The organism is Psychrobacter sp. TWR1-1-1 (assembly GCF_049895865.1).
GTDB lineage: Bacteria > Pseudomonadota > Gammaproteobacteria > Pseudomonadales > Moraxellaceae > Psychrobacter > Psychrobacter immobilis_A.
Genome location: NZ_JAFCTE010000002.1, coordinates 1 through 22,191 on the forward strand (window position 1 = coordinate 1; position 22,191 = coordinate 22,191).

At 42.4% G+C, this 22,191-nt stretch carries 19 protein-coding genes and 1 pseudogene; 12 read left to right on the forward strand and 8 right to left on the reverse strand.

All coding sequences use genetic code 11. The features are described from left to right. Positions 1 to 81: 81 nt before the first annotated feature. The 5 genes and pseudogenes from ACP69U_RS02090 to ACP69U_RS02110 all read right to left on the reverse strand — a co-directional run bounded on the left by ACP69U_RS02090 (position 82) and on the right by ACP69U_RS02110 (position 3,679). Entirely contained in the window at positions 82 to 351 is a 270-nt protein-coding gene (locus tag ACP69U_RS02090) for a hypothetical protein (protein WP_426137688.1), read from the reverse strand. Positions 352 to 396: 45 nt separating this feature from the next. Then, positions 397 to 636, reverse strand: a pseudogene (locus ACP69U_RS02095) (PAAR domain-containing protein); the annotation flags it as partial. Between the two features lie 71 nt (positions 637 to 707). Continuing rightward, positions 708 to 1,418, reverse strand: coding sequence for a hypothetical protein (locus ACP69U_RS02100; protein ID WP_198330769.1), 711 nt, complete (start codon positions 1,416 to 1,418; stop codon positions 708 to 710). A 73-nt stretch (positions 1,419 to 1,491) separates the two neighbouring features. Next, on the reverse strand, positions 1,492 to 2,439 hold the full coding sequence (locus tag ACP69U_RS02105) for a PAAR domain-containing protein (RefSeq protein ID WP_426137689.1): 948 nt from the start codon (positions 2,437 to 2,439) through the stop codon (positions 1,492 to 1,494). 220 nt (positions 2,440 to 2,659) lie between these two features. After that, complete coding sequence (locus ACP69U_RS02110; RefSeq protein ID WP_426137690.1) at positions 2,660 to 3,679, reverse strand: lipoate--protein ligase; 1,020 nt, start codon at positions 3,677 to 3,679, stop codon at positions 2,660 to 2,662. Positions 3,680 to 3,896: 217 nt separating this feature from the next. On the opposite strand from ACP69U_RS02110, the gene ACP69U_RS02115 reads away from it, so the two are divergent. Further along, positions 3,897 to 4,223 carry a hypothetical protein gene (locus ACP69U_RS02115; protein ID WP_238050004.1) on the forward strand — a complete coding sequence of 109 codons (327 nt, stop codon included), beginning with the start codon at positions 3,897 to 3,899 and terminating at the stop codon, positions 4,221 to 4,223. Then, complete coding sequence (locus ACP69U_RS02120; RefSeq protein ID WP_426137691.1) at positions 4,220 to 5,665, forward strand: DUF4041 domain-containing protein; 1,446 nt, start codon at positions 4,220 to 4,222, stop codon at positions 5,663 to 5,665. Before ACP69U_RS02115 ends, ACP69U_RS02120 begins: the two co-directional genes overlap by 4 nt. Before the next feature lie 110 nt (positions 5,666 to 5,775). Here ACP69U_RS02120 and ACP69U_RS02125 read toward each other — a convergent pair whose 3' ends face one another. Beyond that, positions 5,776 to 7,377: a GMC oxidoreductase gene (locus tag ACP69U_RS02125; protein WP_314885201.1), complete on the reverse strand. Its 1,602-nt coding sequence runs from the start codon at positions 7,375 to 7,377 to the stop codon at positions 5,776 to 5,778. A gap of 391 nt (positions 7,378 to 7,768) precedes the next feature. Here ACP69U_RS02125 and trpB point away from each other — a divergent pair, with 391 nt between their 5' ends. The 3 genes from trpB to ACP69U_RS02140 all read left to right on the forward strand — a co-directional run bounded on the left by trpB (position 7,769) and on the right by ACP69U_RS02140 (position 11,561). Beyond that, positions 7,769 to 8,995 (forward strand): tryptophan synthase subunit beta, encoded by a 1,227-nt coding sequence (gene trpB, locus ACP69U_RS02130; RefSeq protein WP_426137692.1) that lies wholly within the window; start codon positions 7,769 to 7,771, stop codon positions 8,993 to 8,995. A gap of 218 nt (positions 8,996 to 9,213) precedes the next feature. After that, positions 9,214 to 10,116 carry a DMT family transporter gene (locus ACP69U_RS02135; protein WP_426137693.1) on the forward strand — a complete coding sequence of 301 codons (903 nt, stop codon included), beginning with the start codon at positions 9,214 to 9,216 and terminating at the stop codon, positions 10,114 to 10,116. A gap of 341 nt (positions 10,117 to 10,457) precedes the next feature. Continuing rightward, positions 10,458 to 11,561 (forward strand): alkene reductase, encoded by a 1,104-nt coding sequence (locus ACP69U_RS02140; RefSeq protein WP_109591129.1) that lies wholly within the window; start codon positions 10,458 to 10,460, stop codon positions 11,559 to 11,561. A gap of 138 nt (positions 11,562 to 11,699) precedes the next feature. Here ACP69U_RS02140 and ACP69U_RS02145 read toward each other — a convergent pair whose 3' ends face one another. Together ACP69U_RS02145 and ACP69U_RS02150 are read right to left on the reverse strand one after the other, a co-directional pair. Beyond that, positions 11,700 to 12,668 (reverse strand): pirin family protein, encoded by a 969-nt coding sequence (locus ACP69U_RS02145; RefSeq protein WP_426137694.1) that lies wholly within the window; start codon positions 12,666 to 12,668, stop codon positions 11,700 to 11,702. Between the two features lie 308 nt (positions 12,669 to 12,976). Continuing rightward, positions 12,977 to 14,293: an NAD(P)/FAD-dependent oxidoreductase gene (locus tag ACP69U_RS02150; protein WP_201501872.1), complete on the reverse strand. Its 1,317-nt coding sequence runs from the start codon at positions 14,291 to 14,293 to the stop codon at positions 12,977 to 12,979. A 535-nt stretch (positions 14,294 to 14,828) separates the two neighbouring features. On the opposite strand from ACP69U_RS02150, the gene acs reads away from it, so the two are divergent. The 7 genes from acs to ACP69U_RS02185 all read left to right on the forward strand — a co-directional run bounded on the left by acs (position 14,829) and on the right by ACP69U_RS02185 (position 22,181). Then, positions 14,829 to 16,790, forward strand: coding sequence for an acetate--CoA ligase (gene acs / locus ACP69U_RS02155; protein ID WP_426137695.1), 1,962 nt, complete (start codon positions 14,829 to 14,831; stop codon positions 16,788 to 16,790). Between the two features lie 230 nt (positions 16,791 to 17,020). Further along, positions 17,021 to 18,199, forward strand: a complete 1,179-nt coding sequence (locus ACP69U_RS02160) for an NAD(P)/FAD-dependent oxidoreductase (protein WP_426137696.1) — start codon at positions 17,021 to 17,023, stop codon at positions 18,197 to 18,199. A gap of 78 nt (positions 18,200 to 18,277) precedes the next feature. Next, positions 18,278 to 18,706 carry an MgtC/SapB family protein gene (locus tag ACP69U_RS02165; protein ID WP_055123559.1) on the forward strand — a complete coding sequence of 143 codons (429 nt, stop codon included), beginning with the start codon at positions 18,278 to 18,280 and terminating at the stop codon, positions 18,704 to 18,706. A gap of 133 nt (positions 18,707 to 18,839) precedes the next feature. After that, on the forward strand, positions 18,840 to 19,091 hold the full coding sequence (locus tag ACP69U_RS02170; protein WP_201580790.1) for a hypothetical protein: 252 nt from the start codon (positions 18,840 to 18,842) through the stop codon (positions 19,089 to 19,091). A gap of 132 nt (positions 19,092 to 19,223) precedes the next feature. Then, a complete protein-coding gene (locus ACP69U_RS02175) occupies positions 19,224 to 19,460 on the forward strand; it encodes a hypothetical protein (protein WP_227675952.1) in 237 nt (78 codons plus the stop codon). 790 nt (positions 19,461 to 20,250) lie between these two features. Further along, entirely contained in the window at positions 20,251 to 20,922 is a 672-nt protein-coding gene (gene pgsA, locus ACP69U_RS02180) for a CDP-diacylglycerol--glycerol-3-phosphate 3-phosphatidyltransferase (RefSeq protein WP_045443785.1), read from the forward strand. A 485-nt stretch (positions 20,923 to 21,407) separates the two neighbouring features. After that, on the forward strand, positions 21,408 to 22,181 hold the full coding sequence (locus tag ACP69U_RS02185) for a hypothetical protein (RefSeq protein WP_372814567.1): 774 nt from the start codon (positions 21,408 to 21,410) through the stop codon (positions 22,179 to 22,181). The last annotated feature ends 10 nt before the right edge of the window (positions 22,182 to 22,191 follow it).

Sequence of the window (22,191 nt, forward strand, 5' to 3'; positions counted from 1 at the left end):
GCACGATTGGTTATGTGTCACCTTTTGAGTTTGAAAAGCAGTATTATGATAATTTAATCCTGTCAGGTGTTGCTGCCTGACTCAAGTAAATAAGCCTCCGATAAAGTCGGGGCGGTTCACAGAGATTATATGTTGCCCTTGCGGGGTAGATTTAATCTCATTAAAAGCTTGTATACAGTCTTTACCGAAAACTGAAAACTTACTATCATCAATACCACTATCGTAAACTGTACTCTTATTATCTTTTAAATCTATATATAAACCTTTAGTGCTCGCAAAGCCATTCCCAAATAAAGCATCAGGCTCAGACTTCGCAAACTGCAAAGGTGCTGCCTGTGCAATACTGCCCACCTCAAAGTCAGACTCTACAAATGACTGCTGACTAGCAATCAGCTTAGCACTGCAGCTAGTGACATCGCCGCCGCGAGCAATAGGCGCACCATCGACAATAAAGGAGGCATCACCACTAACAATAGTGGTGACCTTTTTGCATTTTTTACAGATAACTTTATCGCCTTTACGCGCGACTGGGATGCCGTTATATGTGGTGTGTGGTGTGTGGTGTGTGGTGTGTGGTGTGCCGGAGCTTACTACCTCTGATAAAAGCTTTATATTTAAAGCCAGACTTGGGTAGATGTGTCCCTGATATTTAAGCTATTCTGGGCGCTATGTATCATTGAGTATAAAACCACAGAACCATCTATCGTTTATTTTCTAATGTAACGACCATAACGTTTTGGTTTTATCGAATCAAATATATTAAATGTTAAGTTAGTAATACATCGACTATTATTTTCTTTCTCTAAATCACTGATTATTTTTAAAGGTTTTGAGTTGTTGCTTTGATTTGAGTTGTTGCTTTGATTTGAGGAGGAGCTGTAGCCTCTTATGTGATCTTTTATACCAACAATAACTAACCTATTGGTCAGAACAACTTTTCCTATATCGTTCTTTTTATCTAAAACGCGGTAGTATGATTGAAAGTGACTGTTATAAGATTTTTTGTAATCAGATATTAATTTATTATATTCAGAACTATTGAAGCAGATAGGGTTTTTTAAATCAATAATAAGCAACTTACTATTTATATCACTTACCCTTAAGTCTATGTCCTGAATAAAAGGATGCTCGTTTGTGTCCTGAGAAATTTCAAAAAAATTATTAAGACCATGCGCTACTTCAATTAATTGAAACTGATGGTTATAGAAATTTTCAACTTGATGAATTGAATAGGGGTAGTTATTTGAAAAATAGTCAATTGTGTTAAAAAGCATTCGTTTTTCTTCATTTAAGCTATCAATATCTATATGGGATGCATTGTTCATAGTAATAGATGAGTGGGCAGTTGTGCAATAAAACATTATTGTACTTAATAGTAAAATATTTCTAATAATTTTTTTTGTTTTATCGTTAGTCACAAGTATCAACCTATATTTTTTAATAAACTACTATTATTAGTAAAAATTTATTTTACTGAAGTAAATAATATTTTTAAAAATTCAATAGCAGCTCATTCAAATTGCCTTCGTTCTCATATTCATCATAACGGTGACCGTAAAAGTCGTTATATTTTTCACCTGTAGTAGATGTCTTACGATTTCCATATACTTTTCCCGCTTCACTCCAAGCGCTATGATCATCACCATATTTCTCATATGCTGATACAAGAGTTTTAAGCTCACTTGGATCACTATGCGGTTTCATAATATCTATGGCACCATTATCTAGTAACTCTTCTCTGATCATGACACTGTAAATCGCAGCGCCTCCTTCTCCTTTTAGCTTGCTATCAATATAAGCATCTCTACTTGATATGTCGATCTCTCCTTGATAGGTAGCATGACCTACCTCATGAGTGAGCGCATGCATAGCCATGGCTGGCTTATCTCTATAATATTCAGAAACTACTATTTCTCTATCTTCATAATTAGTATATGTTCCTCCAGAATCAGGACCATACATTATGTTCCAATCTGCTTCTTGCAAATCTTTGATATTTTCCTGCAACGTAGGTGAGTCAGCTGCAATTTTATCAACGTCATCACCTAAATTAGTAATGACATAGTCATCTTCAGTAGGCTCCTCATCATCCTCTACAAAGCTATTCCCAAATAAAGCATCAGGCTCCGACTTCGCAAACTGCAAAGGCGCTGCCTGCGCAATACTGCCCACCTCAAAGTCAGACTCCGCAAATGACTGCTGAATCGCAATCAGCTTAGCGCCGCAGCTGGTCACATCACCGCCGCGAGCAATGGGTGCGCCATCAATGATAAAAGAGGCATCACCACTAAGAATGGTGGTCACCTTTTTGCATTTTTTACAGATGACTTTATCGCCTTTACGCGCGACAGAGATGCCGTTATGAGTGGTGTGCGGTGAGCCGGAGATGACCGTCCCACCGTGAGAGGTCTTTGCGCCGACGGTGATATAGGCTGCCATAGTGCTACCTTACTTAAACGTTTAAAGTTTGAACTTTTATAGCGGATCTATTATTTGCATCACATTATAGATGGCTAAAGCGTAAAATATCAAACTTAAGTTTGTCTAAGGGTGTGACCTAGACAGCAAGCCTAATCTGTACAAAGTATAAAGGCGATTGAAATATTGACGTCAATAAGAAATTGAGACTCTTTACTAATTATCAATAACAAGCAAAAATCTAACCTTCCATCTCACCAGTCAGCCATTTAGACACATCATCAATTTGTGCTGCCAACTCAGTATGCGCTCTACCTAATTCATCAAGCTTTGTTTTGATGTCGACTTTATTGTATTTAGCGTCAGTCAGCGTGTTTTTTAATAGCTCAATTAATTCAACATTTAGCGCATCAGAGAAAATAACCACATCGCGTATCACTGCTTGCTTCACATCAAGGTGCAAGTCAATAATGCCCCAATCAAAGCGCGTCTCAATATGATGGCTGAATTCAGGTGTCTTACCAAAGCGCCAATCCCAATCTGCCATTTGTTGATAGTATTTTTTTAATGACGGCTCTTTTGCAAGTGTGGCTTCATCCAATTCTTCGACTGGCGTAGTGTCGCCATAATCAGTGTCACGATAATATTCACAAAAGGCCTCGATAATCGCATCGGATAAGATCTCGTGATTGATGTCTGCATTAAACTCAACCAAATTGGCGACACGAGAACGTACGGACTTGATGCCTTTGGCTTTCAGTTTCAGCGGATGCGGATTGAGATAATCGCCCAGCTTTTGCATGTTGGCATTTACGAGTAACGTACCATGATGAAAGCTACGATCAGCCGCATGTTTAAAGGCGCTGCCTGATATTTTCTTATCACCGACTTGCATGTCGTTACGACCAGATAAATCCGCGTCTATGCCTAAATTTTTTAGCGCATTAATGATAATGGTAAAGTTCGCGTCTTGGTCGTAGTCGTCTTTGGGTGATAAAAAGGTAAAGTTGGTATTACCTAAATCATGAAACACCGCGCCACCGCCACTCTGACGCCGCGCCAAAAACACATCGTCGGCTTCCATCTTATCGATTCTGCATTCCACCCATGGGTTTTGCGAGCGCCCAATGACCACGGTCTCGCTATTGCGCCATAAGAATAGCGTGTGCGAGTCTGCATCGAGCGTGTTAAATATCCAATCTTCGGTCGCAAGGTTAAACCAAGGGTTGGTCACGGCAGATTTTAAGATGCGCAATTTCATTATTTGTCCTTTTTTTCGAATGGTTTTTTATATTGAACGTTATAAATAGATAATGACATTGTTGCCGATGCGAGATTGGAATTCAATGGCTATGTGGTAGGTAGGATTGTTTTGGGGTTAACTTATATAGGTTGTGCAAATGTTTTCTACGAAATATAGGAACTAAGCTACCCGAGTTGCTACAATGTACAAAAGTAGATTGAATCAGGGTTAGCTTATGGCAAAAATAAAATTTATTCCGATTGCTAAAAAGGCAATTAGAGGTTATCAAAAGGTTCAACGTGAACAAGAACGCCAAGCAAAGCGAGTTCGCACGGCAAGGTTGCGACAAGAAAAAACTAGGTTAAGAGAAGAGAGTCAGAGAAATAAAGAGTTAGAAAGGCAGCGTATTCAACAAGAAAAGGCTTATAAACGCGAAGAAATTAAAGCTGAAAAAGAGTATCGAAAGGAAGTTGTTGAGCGCGGAAAAATAGCGCTAGCAATGCGAGCTGAGGCGCGTGAGCAGCTCAAAGAAAGGCTATTAGATTTGGAGATGGTTTTATGACAGGGATTGATATTAGTGTTTTTATCGTTGTTTCTACGATTACATTTATACTTGGCTTTATTGTTGCACACAAGCGTTTCACCCATAGTCTAGGTTCACTCAATGCTATTAAAAAGCAGTTCACTCAATGGTATGCAAAGCTTGATGTTGTAAAAGATGAGTTGTCGAAGGCTAATAAGGAGATAGAGAAACTAAATGTAGATATAGAACAAAAACAAAGATTGCTGAATCAATTAGAGAATAAAACTAACGATCTACAACGTATGGAAGCTAGTCGACAGACTATAGAACGAGCATTTAGCCAACCTCCTGATAAACAGAAAAATTTATCAGATTTGGAAGCTCAACTTGAAGAGCTAAAGAGTGAGCTATCGCTTTATACAGACATGAAAAGCTATGTAGATTACGGCTTTTATCCATTACCTGCTTATGGGGAAGCAACTAGCAAAGCATATAATCAAAAGCTTAAATCTATTCGAGAAGAGCAAAAAATAATGCTTCGACATGCTACAGCATATACGTATCCAGATCATATAGAGATAACAGGTAATGCCACATACGACAAAAGCTTAGTAAAAAATCAAGGTAACTTATTGATTCTTGCTTTCAATAGCGAAAGTGACTATTTAATTAGCAAGATAAACAGTAACAATTATGAAGCCGTATTAACTAGAATAGAGAAACTTGCAGAGAAGTTGGAGAAGCGCTTAATTAGCTTAGAGATTGGTATCTCTTTGGACTATGTAGAATTGAAGATGCAAGAATGCACTGTGTATTATCAATATAAATACCAAAAAATTGCTGAAGCTGAGGAACAGCGTGATATTAACGCTCAAATGCGTGAAGAAGAAGCAGCTGATCGTGAAATACAGCAAGCCTTAAAAGAGGCTAAGAGAGACGAGCAGATGGTAAGAGAAGCCATGAATAAAGTACGTAAAGAATTAGCGTATGCGTCTGCCGAACAAAAACAGCAATATGAGTTCCAACTGCAAGAGCTTACTGAGAGATTAGTAGAAGCAGAGTCGCGTAAAGAACGTTCTTTGTCAATGGCACAGCAAACTAGACGAGGGCATGTATATATTATTAGCAATGTCGGTAGTTTTGGTGAAGATATTTATAAAATTGGCATGACTCGTCGACTAGAACCCTTAGATCGTGTTAAGGAATTATCGAGTGCATCTGTACCATTTGTTTTTGATGTACACGCTATGATTTATAGCGAAGATGCACCGGCCCTAGAAAAAGAATTACACAGTTATTTCGATTTAGCATCGGTTAACAAGGTCAATAGTCGTAAAGAGTTTTTTGAAATTACATTACAAGACATTCGTGACTATGTAGAGAGTGCTGGGCTAGAGGCTCATTGGACGATGGCTGCTGATGCAACTGAATACCGTCAGAGCTTATCGATTCTGGAGCAACGAATGGAACTTGCTGCTTAAAAATCCAGTTTATTAAATCAGAAGTAATAAGCTGTAAAATTTATAGGTGTCACTATCTATTTTCAAAAATATAGTGACGCCTTTTTTATATGTAATTTTAAGTTTATCTTTTATAAAGAAAAATCTTCCTTCAAAATAGCCGCCATATTACGCTCGGCAAGTCCGGTGATAAACACATACGGATTGACCCCAGCGCTACCGGGGATTAACGCGCCATCTTGCACGTAGATATTTTTATGCCCTTTGACGCGACCGAACTCATCAGTCGCTTTGCCAAGTACGCAGCCACCAAGTGGGTGATAGCAGAAATTATCGCCGAAGCCTTTGGTGAACAATAAGCTTGAAGTAGAGCCGCCATTTACTTTGGCGAGTTTTTCGATCAGCTCTTTGGCAGCATTTACTGAGTACTCATTTTGCTCGCGTTTCCAGTTTAGTTTGACGGTTTTGCTCGCTTTGTCAAAGTAATAGTTGCCGCGTTCTGGGTTGTCAGTGATGGCGAGATAGAGCGTCGTCCAAGTCTCAAGTCCTAACGGTAATGGCGCGAGTTCGGCAAAGATTTTGTACTTCGAGCCGTCTCTATCGCCATCCCACATATTGATACCTTTGACCGGAATGGTGGATTGGGTAGTGCCAGCCGCGTGGACGAAATTGCGTCCCGTCATGATGTTACCGTTGGGTCCCCAATGTTGTCCGATATGCTCGTTTAGCTTAGTAAGCTTGCCCTCCGCTTGGCTTTTAAGCAGTAACTCTGAGGTTCCCGTACTGCCTGCATTAAGGAAGAGCTTATCGCAAGTGTAATGCTCCACTTCATCCACGCCGCCAGTTTTATTGATGACATGCACTTCTAAACGCAGTTGGTCGTTATCGAGCGCTTGAATGCTATTGACTTTGCGCAAGGTTTTGACCGTGACATTGCCTGTGGCTTCAGCGTCTTTCAAATAAGTTAAATCCAGTGAGAACTTGCCCGCATTATTACCGTAGATGACTTCACCGCCGAGTGCTGATTTATAAACTTCGCCGCGGGCTTCTTTTTGCATATAGTCAAAGTCGTAGCTGTTACCGAAGAATTCTGTTTTAAGTCCAGCTTTTGCCGCCTGGCGTTCAGCAGCGCGAGTGAATTCGTAATGCTCGGACTCATTAAAAAACGACTCGGGGATTTTACTGACTTTAAGTTCCTTCATCGCACGAGGAAAATAAGTATCGTACATCTCATCAGCATTAATCCACGGGAATACCGCTTCAAAGTGCGCGCGTCTAGGCTGAATGGCAATTGCGCCATTGACGATAGAGCCGCCACCATAAGCACGCCCTGCGAAGACTTTCATATCCTCATATTCGATTAAGTCTAAAACCCCAGGATATTTTCTGATAGGGATTGGAATCGGAATAGGAGCGTTTGGCATATTGCTAAACCAGCTTGAGCGTTTATCAGCGTTAATCATTTTGCAAAAGGTATCATGCTCGGGACTTCTATCCCAGCGCATCCCCATCTCAAGGATTAAAACCTTGTGACCTTTTTCGCTTAATCGCAGCGCCGATACCGCACCGCCATAGCCACTACCAACGATGATATTAGAAAAATGCCCAGCTTGAGTAATTTTGCTTGGTAGCTTTGGCTGCTTGGCAAGCGTTTGGCAACCACTCACTGCAGCGGAGGTGCTAATAGCGCCTAAGCTTAAACCCATGGCTTTAATCAGTTGGCGTCGTTGCATGGTGTATCCTAATTTGATATTTAAGCTAAAAAGCCCGTATGAAATAATATTAGCTTTAGACTGCAAAGGTGCGCTAAGTTAAGCGAGCATCATATTAGCAAACATAGGTTGCGTTATTATTTCAGTCACACGATCGCTGTAATACTTATAGGCAAATTGGGCTTTCATTCAACGATTATTCTTGCCAGCTTTTAGTCAATGTCTTAGCCAGTCACTTAGTCAATTATTTTTAGAGTGACGTGTAAACTTGACCGAATAGAGAATTTCGCTTATTATCTTGTTTCAATGTACTAGAACACAAATACATTCACTATTCTTATCCTTAAAAAAGCTAAATAATTCGGCAAAAATGCTAATACTAATACTCCATTTAAAATAATAAGGCTTAACTATGACAATGCAAAAAACCGCCGCTGGCTATGGATTACATCAATCAATTTTGCCGAATAGCGAGGGCTTATACGGAGAGTTCGGTGGCAAAATCGGTCATCCTGAGCTTGCCAAAGCCATGGCAGAAATCGAAGTAGGCTTTCGTGAAATCATTAAAAATGACGATTTTATCGCTGAGATGAAGCGCTTACGTGAGACTTATGTTGGTCGTCCAAGTCCCATTTATCATGCGCAGCGTTTGACCCAGCATGGCGGCGGCGCACAGATTTATTTTAAACGTGAGGATTTGAACCATACGGGCGCGCATAAGATTAATCACTGTTTGGGTGAAGTGTTATTAGCCAAGAAATTAGGCAAAAAAAAGGTAATTGCGGAGACGGGTGCGGGGCAACATGGCGTAGCATTGGCAACCGCAGCGGCCTTGATGGGCTTAGAGTGTGAGATTCATATGGGTGTGGTCGATATTAAAAAGGAGCATCCAAACGTCAGCCGGATGAAGATTTTGGGCGCCAATATCGTACCAGTCTCGCGTGGTGCTGGTACGCTAAAAGAAGCGGTCGATAGCGCCTTTGAGACTTATTTGAATGAGCTTGATACCAGTATGTTTGCGATTGGCTCGGCACTGGGACCTGCGCCATATCCTGAAATGGTCAGCTACTTTCAGTCAGTGGTCGGACATGAAGCGCGGGCGCAGTTCTTAGCAACGACGGGTAAGCTGCCCAATAAAGTGGTCGCTTGTATTGGCGGCGGCTCTAATGCCATTGGTATGTTTAGCGGCTTTTTTGATGATAAGGGAGTACAGAAAATCGGCGTCGAGCCTGCTGGTAAAGGCTTAGATACGCCCAATCATGCTGCCACTATGTCGCTCGGTGTGAAAGGCGAGATTCATGGGTTTAAATGTTACGTGCTGCTCGATGAAAAAGGCGAGCCAGCTCCTGTACATTCGATTGCCTCCGGTCTTGATTATCCTGGGGTTGGACCACAGCATTCGCATCTGCGAGATTTAAAACTGGCTACGTATGAATCAGCGACTGATGCAGAATGTTTAGAAGCCTTTATGGCATTGTCGCGCCTTGAGGGTATCATTCCTGCTTTAGAGTCAGCACATGCCATCGCTTATGCGATGAAAATTGCCAAAGATATGTCAGCGGATGAGACGATTTTGGTCAATTTGTCAGGGCGCGGCGATAAGGATATTGACTTTATTTTGGATAAAGTGAATTTGTAGAAGAAATCAGCGATAAATACAGAAAATACAACATCAATCGAGCAATTAAAAAGTTATCATCGAGGTTTTTTTATCACACGATACTTTTTACGACTGAGCCTTTTATAACTGCGCTTTTATGATGAATTTATTGATAACAATCATTTCATAACGAGAAGTTCATAAATAGCCATTTTATAAGTAAGGAGCAATCGTCTAACGCTTGATAGGATCACCCCATGTCTAACCGCGACCTCATTATTTTTATCACCTTATCCTTTATGTGGTCGCTGTCTTTTATTTTTTATCGTATCGGCGTGCCTGAGTTTGGCTCGTTAGCTTTTGCGAGCCTTCGTGTGGTCTTGGCTGGGCTGACCATGTTGGTTTTTGTTTTGATCAGCCCAAAAAATAGAGAGGGCATACGGGATAATTGGAAAGTGTTGACGCTGGTTGGATTATTTTCTGCGGCTATTCCCTTTATCCTGTTTGCCTTTTCAGCGCGCTCGGTAAACGCAGGGGTGTTGGCGGTGCTTAATGCGTCTGTGCCGATGATGAGCGGTTTCATCGCCAGTACCTTTTTTAAAGACAGACTGTCAAAAACACAGATTCTCGGTTTAGTCATCGGTGTTATCGGTGTGATTATTTTGATGAGTGAAAACTTATTTGGCGGTAGCGGGCAGGGTGCTGAGTCAAGTTCAGGGTTGCTACCAATGGGCTATGCGTTATTGGCCTGTGTCGGTTATGCCGTCGGTGCCAATATCACCAGAAACTACTTATACAATGTCTCACCAGTCGCTATTACCGCAGGTTCGCTCATCATTGCCAGTATTATCATGTTGCCGATAGCAGTCTACGAATTCCCATATGGTAAAAACATTAGCCTTACTGCTTGGGTTTCTGTCATTTGTATTGGTGTATTTTCAACCGCCATTGCCTTGATTTTTATGAATCAATTGATAAAAAGTATTGGTCCTATGCGCGCGACCAGTATTACTTTAGTGATTCCGATTTTTGCGATTATATTGGGTTACTTATTGCTTGGTGAAGCATTGGACACACCTGCGATCATCGGCTCGATGGTGATATTGTTTGGCACTTACTTGTCTTTAGAGTTGTCCATTAAAAAGATGCTCAAATTGTAAAAATCTCGATTGGGTCATCGTTCAACACGCCCTAAGTAGACTTTTGACTGAGAGGTTATGAGTACAAGTTATTGATAAATAATATTATTTTACTATTTATGTTTTTCAATGATTAAAGCTATTCGCTTAATAGGCTAATAAGAGGCGTTGAATAATGAGTATTATCAATACCGATATCATGCCATGTTGATATTTTTGTTGGTCATTTTTCCTTGGAATTATCATGTTTGCCCCCTATAAAGACTACGGCTCATAAATAGCGTATTAAAAAACGAGCGCGCTATTTATTCATTAATAACAAACCAATCATTATGGTTTTATAACAACAAATAAGGCTTTTTATGGCACATGATAATTTATTTGAACCCGTAAAAATGGGTACGCAAACCCTAAAAAACCGCATCATCATGGCACCGTTGACACGTCTGCGTTCGATCGAACCTGGTGATGTACCGACGGCACTTGCTGGAGAGTATTATTCACAGCGTGCGAGTGCTGGGCTTGTTATTACTGAAGCGACGCAGGTATCTTTTCAGGCAAAAGGCTATGCTGGCGCGCCGGGTATCCATACCCAAGATCAAATCACTGCGTGGAAAACCATCGTTGATAATGTCCATGCCAAAGGTGGCAAGATTGTGGTGCAGTTATGGCACACAGGATTGGTCGCGCATGAAAGCGTGCAGCCTGATGGCAAAGCGCCGATCTCAGCGTCTGATGTGCATGTCGGTGTGCGTACGTCATTGCGTGATAGCAATAACCACGCCATTCGCGTTGAAGCGACCACGCCACGTCCAGCGACACTTGATGAGATTAAGCAAGTCATCGCTGATTTTGCCCAAGCGACCAAAAATGCTAAAGAAGCAGGCTTTGATGGGGTAGAGATTCATGGTGCGCATGGTTATCTATTGCATCAGTTTTGGGTTGAGCAAACCAATCAGCGTGATGATGAGTATGGCGGTAGCCGTGAGAATCGTGCGCGTCTGACTCTTGATGTTATCGATGCTTGTATTGATGCGTGGGATGCTGATCATGTGGGTATTCGTATCTCGCCACTTGGCACGTTTAACAATGTAGAAGCAGGCTACAACGAAGACGAAAACATCTGGCTAGTTGAACAGATCAACAAGCGTGGTCTGATGTATTTGCATATCTCTGAGCCTGATTGGGCAGGTGGTACGCCTTATAGTGATGCATTCCGTCAGCGTGTCCGTGATGCTTTTGATAATATGATTATCGCTGCTGGTGGCTATACTGCTGAAAAAGCGGAGAAAAATATCAAGGAAGGCTATATCGATGCGGTTGCTTTTGGCCGTGATTATATCGCCAATCCTGATTTGGTTGAGCGTATCCGAGAAGGGGCGGCGCTCAATGAGCAGCATCCAGAGAGTTTTTATGGTGGTGGCAATGAAGGCTATACCGATTATCCATTCCTTAACCAAGCATAATGGATGATCAGCTGCCCTTATGATTAGCTAACCTTAAGGTGTGTTAAAAACATCCTCAGCGTTAGCCGATACATGAGCACATAATAAAAAGTCACCTGACGCAGACCGTCAGGTGGCTTTTTGATGCCTGTATTTTAACTATTTAACAAAGTTGCCCGTTTGGTAATCCCGAAACGTTTGGCGGAGCTCTTCTTGGGTATTCATTACAAAGGGGCCATAACCTGCGACTGGTTCGCCGATAGGTTCGCCGCTTAATAGTAAAAGCTTGACTGGTGCTTGCTCGTCATTTTCGGTAGCAGGATAATGCAGTTCAATGGCATCGGTAGTCGGTTTTTGCTCAACTTGCCCATCAGTGTGGTGCTGAGTTGGCGCATCAAATTGAATCAAATTGCCAGCACTGACTGACGTACCATTGACCAGTAGTTCACCTTCTTGTACCAGCAGTAGCGTATTGTGGGTGTTGGGCACTTTTAGCGTCGTCGCGCCCGCAGTATGCAGCTCAATATTCCATAAGTTAATCGGAGTAAAGGTATTTGCCGCGCCTGTGATTTCTTGCCATGCACCAGCAATGATAGCCGCCTTACCAATCGTCGTTTGGTGGTCAGGGTTGCTGCTGTCGATCAGCTCAACGATAGGCAGATCTGCCCGTTTGATGCTTTGATAGTTTGGGTCGGTCAGTTTGTGCACACTTGGCAAGTTAACCCACAGTTGCACCATACTAAAGACGCCACCACGTTGACCGAAAGCCTCCGAATGAAACTCTTCGTGCATGATGCCACGACCTGCGGTCATCCATTGCACATCGCCTTTTTGAATAATCCCTTGCCCGCCCACTGAATCGGCATGACTGATTTCACCTTCGTAGGCGATAGTGACAGTTTCAAAGCCTTTGTGTGGATGCTGTCCGACTCCATGCGGCTGTGTTTTATAATTGGGGTTCGGATCAAAGGTCGTTGGTTTGCCATAATCGAATAATAAAAAAGGGTCGGTATGGCTATAATTAAAATGAGGGTTATCGTCAAGATGGTTGATTAAGGTCTTTACATAAAAGCCGTCACCTACCCAGTGCGGCGCTTTATCACCATGAATATTTTTAATAGGACGCATTTATTACCTCGTCAGACAAAACGTATTTTTTAATAAAAAAGTTCTGTTAAGTTACGCTACATTTATAGCTACCTATATTGTGTTTATTTTAATAATTTATCAAGGTCTAATGTCGATAAAAGGCAACTTAAGTAGAATAAAAATAGAGATATCTCGTTAGGGTGTGTTGGGCATTTAACCATAGCACTGTTTATAAGTGCTGTTTATAAGTGCTGTTTATAAGTGCTGTTTATAATTGCTATCTGTAAGCACTGCCGATAAGCACTGTTTATGATTAAACAATGCCAAATCGTTATGATTAAATGAGGTTAAACCACTTCACCGCAGACAAAGCCACTGGCCCATGCCCATTGGAAGTTATAGCCGCCGAGCCAACCAGTAACATCCAGCACTTCACCGATAAAGTATAAGCCCTCCTGCATGTTGCTTTGCATGGTCTTTGAGGAGACTTCATCAGTTTTTACGCCGCCGCGGGTCACCTCAGCGGTACGATAGCCTTCTGTACCAGAGGGTTTGAGCTGCCAGCCATTCAAAGTCGCGCCAAGCTCCGTCAGCCGCTCATCTTTAATATTGGCAAGTTCGGTATCTTTGATATCGTCCCAAAGGTGCGTTTGTAGCGCGGCAAGCAGCTTTTTTGGTAACTTATTACTGTCATCGCCGCTATCGGTATAATCCGCGACGACCGTCCGAATCAGTTGCTTTGGGTGCGATTTTTTGTGCGCAAGGAGCAGCGCTGTCATGTCGATATTTGGCAGCAGGTTAATACTAATGGTCTCGCCAGTGTGCCAATAGTTTGATAGTTGTAGCATAGCAGGGCCTGACAGCCCGCGATGGGTAAACAACATGGGCAATTTAAAAGAGATGCGCTCATTACTAGCGATGACTGGCAAACTAATACCAGCCAAAGATCGGATAAGCTCGCCCGTTTTATCCGTAAAGGTAAAAGGCACTAAGCTGGCATCGGTTGCGATCAGCGTGTGCCCAAATTGCTGCGCCAATTCATATCCTAAACCACTGGCTCCCATCGTTGGAATAGACAGTCCGCCCGTGGCGACCACGAGTGACTCACAGCGGTAGCCTGTTTGCGGCAGTTTGGTTTGATTGGCGGATTCTTTTCTCTCTTGCTTTTCTTTTTTGCTAAGCTGCTTGCTGGTCAGTAATTCAAATTTGGCGTTCTTGCCGTTTTCGATAGCTTGCACACTGTCAATCTGCGCATTTAGCTTTACTTGTACACCAGCTGCCGTACATTCCGCGAGGAGCATGGTCAAAATATCTTGCGCTGAATCATCACAAAACAGCTGACCATGTTCGCGCTCATGGTAAGGGATCTTATGTGCTGCCACCATACCAATAAATTCCCAGCTGGGATAACGACTGAGCGCGGATTTACAGAAATGTTGATTGGCACCGATAAAGTGCTCAGGCTCCACATAATAATTGGTAAAGTTGCAGCGTCCACCACCTGACATGAGGATTTTTTTGCCCGCTTTATTGGCATGGTCTAATACCAGTACGCGGCGACCACGGCGACCCGCTGTGAGCGCACAGTATAGCCCTGACGCGCCAGCGCCGATGATGATGACATCATAGTGGGTGTATTGTGATGCATTGCGCAGATTGCTCATGGTAGTCTCATAAAATAATAGGTTTAAAAACCAGCCACCAAATCCGTCATCGAATCAACAACGCCGATTGCTTATCTTTATAGCAGCAGGTCAATAAGAGGGTTTGGTGAAGGGTGTATTTTGGCGTCGTATCTCGCGTGTAGCTATTGTCCATATTTCATACAAGGTTACAAGGATTAAATGTCATATCGTTATCTGATATCTGGACGGTGATGCCTTTATTTATACCAAAATAAAAGTTTATGCCAAAATCAAAACATGTTTTAAATTGGCCAATACCAATACCAATACCAATACCAATAGCGAGTAGATGCAAAACCACACCTCGTCAATAAATTTTATCATGGGTGAGCAAGTATACCGCTATATAGGCATATTGTTATGAATGGCTTTTGATACCTTGCAACCGTTCTGCTTATTTGTCAAACTAACCATGAGTGTCACACATTATGGAAGATGACCCTTATCACCTGTACAGGCAGTCGTTTTCGACCGTTATGCGTGCAGGTCATAATAATTAAAAAGGACAAATACGATGACTCAAAAATCATTCCCCATTGCGGCCGAATTTATCGCTGCTGCCAATACTACCGCTGAACAATATCGCGAAGACTACGAAAAATCTATCGAATCACCTCAGGCTAATGATGCTTTTTGGGCGAAGCGTGCCGAGCTGATCGATTGGATAAAACAACCGACCAAAATCAGCGACGTTAACTATGATTTGGATGATTTTCGCATAAAATGGTTTGAGGACGGCGAGTTGAATATCTCTGTCAATTGTCTCGACCGACATGTCAAAAAAAATCCTTACAAGCCTGCCATTATTTGGGAGGGCGATCACCCTTCACTGCACAAAATCATCTCCTTTAAAGAGCTGCATCAAGCGGTCTGTCGCTTGGGTAATTCTATGCGTAAGCTTGGGGTCAAAAAAGGCGATCGCGTGACCTTATATATGCCGATGATACCTGAAGCAATGATAGCGATGCTGGCATGTACACGTATTGGCGCTGTACATTCCGTGGTCTTTGGTGGCTTTTCTGCTGAGAGCTTGGGCAATCGCCTGATAGACAGCCGCTCAAAAATCATCATTACGGCTGATGAAGGCTTACGTGGTAATAAGCATACGCCGCTCAAAGCCAATGTCGATCGGGCACTAGATATGGATGGCACTGATAGCGTTACCAACGTCATTGTCGTTCATCGTACGGGTAATTCTGTACCGATGAGTGGTCGCCGTGATGTTTGGTATCATAACTTGGTCGATGGCGAGTCAGAACATTGCGAGCCAGAAGTTATGAATGCCGAAGACCCGCTATTTTTGTTGTATACCTCTGGCTCTACTGGCAAACCTAAAGGTGTGCTGCATACCACGGGCGGCTATATAACTTATGCTCTTTCTACTTTTCGAGATGTGTTCGATATTAAAGACGATGACGTCTACTGGTGTACTGCGGACGTAGGCTGGATCACAGGTCATACTTATGCAACCTACGCACCGCTTGCTAATGGTACGACGACAGTGATGTTTGAGGGTGTACCAGAATATCCCACATGGGCACGCATCGGTCATATTATCGATAAGCACGATGTGACCATTCTGTACACTGCACCGACGGCGATTCGAGCGATGATGAAGGAGGGCGATGTCTTTGTGCGGGAGTCTGATCGTTCAAGTTTGCGACTACTCGGAACAGTCGGCGAGCCGATCAATCCAGAAGCATGGGACTGGTATTATCATGTCGTCGGTGGCGGCAAGTGTCCGATTGTAGATACTTGGTGGCAAACTGAGACAGGCGGCATTCTCATGGCACCGATACCAGGCACGGTCGCCCTCAAGCCGGGTGCAGCGATGAATCCTTTGTATGGTATCAAGCCAGAGATTGTTGATAGTGACGGTACTATGCTAGAAGGCTCTGCTGAAGGAAACTTGGCAATTAACAGCAGTTGGCCGGGGCAAATGCGTACTATTTATAATGACCATGAGCGTTTTTTACAGACGTACTTTAGTGAGTATCCCGGTTATTATTTCACTGGTGATGGGGCGCAGCGTGACGAAGATGGACATTACTGGATCACGGGTCGCGTCGATGATGTGCTTAACGTCGCAGGGCATCGTCTGGGAACAGCAGAAATTGAGAGCGCCGTGGTCGCGCATCCTGCGACAGCGGAGGCCGCTATTGTCGGGATGCCGCACGAGATTCGCGGCATGGGCGTTTGTGCCTTTATCATTTTGAAATCGGGTGAAAAAGAGACAGAGGCGCTAAAGGCTGAGCTGAATCGACATGTTCGCGCTGAGATTGGTCCGATTGCCAATTTGGATGCTATTCATATCGTTGAGGCACTACCCAAAACCCGCTCGGGCAAAATCATGCGCCGTATTTTACGTAACCTTGCGGCAGGTCAATATGTTGGTTTGGGTGATTTGTCTACTCTTGCGGATAGCTCGGTGATTAATCAGCTGGTTGAGGTAGTCAAAGCTGCGCGAGGAGAGTAGGCTAAATTATCGATTAAAAGCACGTTCAGTAAATAGACGATTAGCGTTCAAAAAAGTCATGTTATGAAAACTAGCATGGCTTTTTTACGCAGACGATATTGATATCAACAAACTTTAAAGGTTCAATACTTTCTATAACCATCTTATCTAACGATAACCATATTATCTAAAACGTTCCTACTATTATCACTCCCTTTTTTATCCAACATTATATGAGGCCTGCTGTCATTATGACCAATCACTCTTTGCCCGCTGTCGCTACAGAATCACCAAAAATCGCTATCATTGGTGGTGGTTTGACAGGGCTGTTTACCGCTACATTATTAGAGCGCGCCTTTGCTCAAAACATAGCACAAGATAGTGAGCAAACACCCTTACCGCAAATTACTGTCTTTGAAAAGTCACGTAGCGTAGGGCGTTTAGCCACTCGATATCGTACTGATAGCCACACTGGCAAAAACTGGCAATGGGCATTTGGGGCGCAGTTTTTTACGGCTAAGACGGCAAGTTTTAAGCAATTCATTACGCCTTGGTTAGAGACGGGATTGCTACAGCCATGGTGCGCGCAGGTGATCGATTTAACACCAGCGAATCATGATACTCAATCGCCTGATATTTACATCAAAGAGCAATGGAACACCACGCAAGCGCGCTATATTAGTACGCCAAAAATGACCAGTTGGGGACGTACACTGGCTGATGAGTTGCAGTACAGCACCATAAAATTTAAAACCCGCGTTGCGCCATTGGCTCAATTTGACAGGTCTATAGCGGCAAAGGTTGATAAAAAAACTGAGCTATTTGACGAGACTGGTGCGAGTCTAGGTCACTTTGACTGGGTGATATGTACCGCGCCTAATGGTCAGACCATAGAGCTAATGGCAGAGAGCGGCTTTGCTGAGCAAGCCAAGATTTCTAAGCCAACAATGCTGGCGTGCTATACGCTGATGTTAGGATGGGATAATTTTGATACATTACCAAAAATGTTAAGCGCTCAAGCAGCGCCACGCTGGGATGTGGCTTATCTGAATAACTCTATACTCGATAGAATATTTATCGAGCATCAAAAACCTGCTCGCGATGACCTGCTACCCAGTGTCACTATTCATGCGCGCAACGATTGGTCAGAGCAGCATGTCGATGACGATATGGAGACGATTAAAGTGCAGTTATTAATAGCTGCCAAGCAAGCATTGAATTGGAATGATGAACATGCTCCTAGCCAAATAGATTGCCATCGTTGGCGTTATGCCGCCACTGTCACTGATAGTGATAAAGAAGTATTAGGCATCTTGATAGACGAGTCTCATCAATGGATTGTCAGTGGTGATTGGTGCGGACAAGGCAATATCGAAAGTTGCTATCAAATGGCGCAACAGACGGTTGAGGCAATTAACAAAGCAGAATAATGGCCAAGTTTACTTAGCGACTGCGCTATCCGAAACTGGACTTTAAGGGTGTTTTCTTAATATGAAAAGGTGATAACGATGTTTGGATTCGACATAGATTTAGAGCTGATGGGCTATCATTTTTTCCAGTTGGGCATCGCCTTTATATTGTCATTACCGATTGCCCTTAATCGTGAGATGAAAGACAACGGCGCGGGGTTAAGGACGTTTCCACTGGTAACCATTGCTTCATGCGCGTTTATGTTGGTTGGTATGGATATTTATGATGCTACTGGTGAAGCGAGAATCATGTATGCCATCATCACAGGTATGGGGTTTATCGGTGGTGGGGCGATTTTTAAAAATGAAAAAGGCTCAAAGGGCACTGCCACGGCAGCGAGCTTATGGAATACGGGCGCCATCGGTATTTCGGTGGCTTACGGTCGTTATGAGATTGCCATTATATTATCGGTCGTTGGCTTTTTGATTTTGCAATTCTCAGAGCCCTTTAAAGTTAAAAAACACTAAGCGATGGGTGCGATGAGTTAACGTGCATATACACTTAAATACTAAAGAGACTATAAATAAATACTATATAGTATCTCTATATCTATATGATATAGCAAGAAATCTATAAATTGTTGAAAATAAAGGATAGTTTATGAGTACCAGATTAAGAGGTAGTGTGCTGACTTGTGCCATGCTCGCACGAGGGGATAAGCAGGTTTTATGCGCGGTCAGTAATGAGAGCGACGAGCAGGCGATGGCTAGTATCGATAGCGCTGAATATGATTCGCTAAGGCACATTATTTCTTTTGAAAATGATAAATTCTCCTGTAAAGAAGGCGTTGAATGGCAATGCGCCATACCAGTAAAAAAAGTAGAACTTTTTTATGATGATATAAATCTATAGCCGCTTATAACTGAAAGTTTGTATATTAATTTGTAATACTTTAATTGAAAATAAAGCTGTCCAAATTGCTAAGAAACAGTTATATTCGTATAACATAATATATAAAATAGTACGAAGTTAGAGGTGAATATAGTGCTTAGAGGAAGTGAGCTGACTCGTGTAATGCTTGAGCATGGCTGCCATGAGATATGGTGTGCGGTAGATGATAATAGTGATGAAGAAGCTATGTGTGATCAAGATTCAAACGATTTTACTGCCCAAATCGTGTCTTATCATAACAACAGATTCTATTGTACTGCTGGTACTGCGTGGCTATTCGCTGTGCCAATTAAAATAACGGCGATGACACTGAGTGATGTAAAGCTCTAAATACCTTTATTTGTCTTATTAAGCCATCGCCGACTCATCATTTGTATTATAAAAACCCACCTTATGGTGGGTTTTTCCTTGTAAGCAATATGCCGCTTTTTAGATTATTGCTCAAACAATACAGATTTCTGCAGATAGTCATACTTGTATATGACAAGAACCTTTAACTAAGCATGAATTACAGGCAAAAAAAGAGCCCACAGAGGAGGAACTGTGGGCCGAGGAAAACTGATCGTGTAAAGGAACTACAGAGGCAGTGGTTGTGACCTATTGTTATTATGAGTTTTTCTATATTAACTAATATTAGGGTGGTTGGGATTAATTCAATAATTGCATATATTTACTTACATATTTAAGTGTACAAGTGTTTTTATCAGAATCGCTATCATAGCGCAATTGGCAGCGGTTTGGCTATTTTGGTTACATGACATTACGTTTAGAGCTTATGAGAGAGAAAATTAACGTCGTATTTCATCTCCAGTAGATGAGTCTTTTAGTCGTGTCATATCTAACATTGAAAAATGCGTATCAAAGTTTTGTAGTTATATATGAAAGATTGATTAATTTTAATAGTCATTCCACTATAAAAATATTACTGCGTTAACCTCGCTTGAAGTATTAAAGATACATCTACACTCGGATGTCTTGTACTATTTTTAAATTCAACCGACTGTTTTTAAATGCAACTGACTATATCGATAACTGAATAGCTAAAGAGATGGCATGACGACCTGCGTGAAAAATGCTAAGCTATCTACCATTAATATGTCTATATAAAACTGGGTTTGCCATGACTGAGAATACGCATTTGCATACGCAGGAGCCGCAAAATACCAAGAGTATTTTTAATTTGCCTAATAACCTTACTATCGCGCGGATTTTAATGATTCCGCTATTTGTCGCGATTGCTTATTGGCCACCTGCTATGGGAATTGGCATGCCTGCCATCTCAGACAATGTGATTGCGCGGGTCGGTATGAGCGAATTTAGTGATAGCTTGTTACGCCATTTACTTTTGACTAGCGTTTTTATTATTGCAGCGATTACTGATTGGCTTGATGGATATTTTGCCCGTAAGCTTAATGTTATGTCAGCCTTCGGTCGTTTTTTAGACCCTGTCGCTGATAAGTTAATGGTGGCGGCGGCGCTTATTATCTTGGTGCAATGGCATCCCAATATTATTATGGCAATCGCCGCGATTGTGATTATCTCGCGTGAGATTGCTGTGTCAGCGCTACGTGAATGGATGGCAGAGTTGGGCAAAAGTACTAGTGTGGCAGTGTCGTATGTCGGCAAGCTAAAAACGACATTTCAAATGGTGGCTATTACGGTACTCTTATTAAACTGGGAGTCGCTCGAAACGATCGGTTATGTGCTGATGGTTGCTGCCGTTATTTTGACTTTGTGGTCGATGATGATTTATCTCAAAGCGGCTTGGCCGTACCTAAAGCAAAGCGGGTAAATATATAACGCAGATATGGTCAACAAACAACATAGACCATAAAAAACGCCAGTCGCATCAGCCACTGGCGTTTTTTATGGTCTACTTAAAATGCTGCTGATGTTGCCTATTTGTCTTAGACATTGTTCGTATGGTTGATATATACTCGAAATTATTAGGGTCTGTTGAACATTCAAATATTAGGGCTGCTGATTGCTAAAATTGCACCAAACTAGGCGCAAACCGACGATAATGTCGAGACCTTAGCTAGGCTTGCAACAACGTTTGGGGTGATTTTAGCATCAGCCTTTCAGGGCAATACTCTTTTTTGCCAATATATGGCGAAATTGTTTAACCTAGAATGACTAGGCATCAAAAATTTCACTGCATATTGTCTAAAAAATAATGACTGCCAGCACCACATTTGAATGTTCAACAGACCCTGAACAAAATACAAGAAAATTGGTCAAGCTATCATGAAACGGCATTCAAATAAGGAAATAAACATGACATTACATCAGACACAATCGGGCGTTGCCGTATTATTGTTGGCATTATTAACGGGGTGTTCTTCTGGCTCAAACATGCAGGAAGAGTCCACCTCAACCATTCAGCGAGAAAAATCTATCCAAACAGACGCTACTGCAGAACGTTCCACTCAGGACGCGGCAGAATCGGAGCGTTTGGGCACAAAGTGGGGCGACGACGTCGACTCAAAAGTGACGACTGTTGATCTGCGCCGTACGAGCAGTGAGCCTATCGAGCAGATGCAAGTCCGTTATGCAGACAAAGCCTATAATGGACGTGCGGTTAATAGCATATCACTACTGGCGGGCAAGGTTGATTTTTCGATGGAAACGGACACAGATACGTTATCGATCTATCGAGATTCAGGTAATTATTACGTCCAAGGCCAAGCGGGTCAGGCCTATCGTTTGGTGTATCATAATAACAGTGACAACACTTATGAAATCGTCGCTAGTGTCGATGGAATCAATGTCCTCAATGGTAGCGCTGCCAGTCGCTATGACAGTGGATATGTGCTAAATCCACATGATAATTTGGTGATTGAAGGTTTCCGTAAGAGCCAAAGCTCAGTAGCATCCTTTATATTTAGCAAACCAGAAAGTGCCTATGCTGCCAATACCAGCTCAGGTTCTATCAATAACACAGGTGTAATAGGTACAGTCATCTATGGCTTATATGATCCTACTAGACCTAAATCTAAGCAACCGCAAGCGTATCCAGCAGACAATGGTTATGCGAAACCACCGCAGTAATGCCTATCGA

Coding starts and splice junctions, on each gene's coding strand:
- ACP69U_RS02185 (WP_372814567.1), top strand. CDS start 21,408: ATGACATTACATCAGACACAATCGGGCGTTGCCGTATTATTGTTGGCA.
- ACP69U_RS02150 (WP_201501872.1), bottom strand. CDS start 14,293: ATGAGCAATCTGCGCAATGCATCACAATACACCCACTATGATGTCATC.
- trpB (WP_426137692.1), top strand. CDS start 7,769: ATGACAATGCAAAAAACCGCCGCTGGCTATGGATTACATCAATCAATT.
- ACP69U_RS02145 (WP_426137694.1), bottom strand. CDS start 12,668: ATGCGTCCTATTAAAAATATTCATGGTGATAAAGCGCCGCACTGGGTA.
- ACP69U_RS02110 (WP_426137690.1), bottom strand. CDS start 3,679: ATGAAATTGCGCATCTTAAAATCTGCCGTGACCAACCCTTGGTTTAAC.
- acs (WP_426137695.1), top strand. CDS start 14,829: ATGACTCAAAAATCATTCCCCATTGCGGCCGAATTTATCGCTGCTGCC.
- ACP69U_RS02165 (WP_055123559.1), top strand. CDS start 18,278: ATGTTTGGATTCGACATAGATTTAGAGCTGATGGGCTATCATTTTTTC.
- ACP69U_RS02115 (WP_238050004.1), top strand. CDS start 3,897: ATGGCAAAAATAAAATTTATTCCGATTGCTAAAAAGGCAATTAGAGGT.
- ACP69U_RS02120 (WP_426137691.1), top strand. CDS start 4,220: ATGACAGGGATTGATATTAGTGTTTTTATCGTTGTTTCTACGATTACA.
- ACP69U_RS02105 (WP_426137689.1), bottom strand. CDS start 2,439: ATGGCAGCCTATATCACCGTCGGCGCAAAGACCTCTCACGGTGGGACG.
- ACP69U_RS02170 (WP_201580790.1), top strand. CDS start 18,840: ATGAGTACCAGATTAAGAGGTAGTGTGCTGACTTGTGCCATGCTCGCA.
- pgsA (WP_045443785.1), top strand. CDS start 20,251: ATGACTGAGAATACGCATTTGCATACGCAGGAGCCGCAAAATACCAAG.
- ACP69U_RS02125 (WP_314885201.1), bottom strand. CDS start 7,377: ATGCAACGACGCCAACTGATTAAAGCCATGGGTTTAAGCTTAGGCGCT.
- ACP69U_RS02160 (WP_426137696.1), top strand. CDS start 17,021: ATGACCAATCACTCTTTGCCCGCTGTCGCTACAGAATCACCAAAAATC.
- ACP69U_RS02135 (WP_426137693.1), top strand. CDS start 9,214: ATGTCTAACCGCGACCTCATTATTTTTATCACCTTATCCTTTATGTGG.
- ACP69U_RS02140 (WP_109591129.1), top strand. CDS start 10,458: ATGGCACATGATAATTTATTTGAACCCGTAAAAATGGGTACGCAAACC.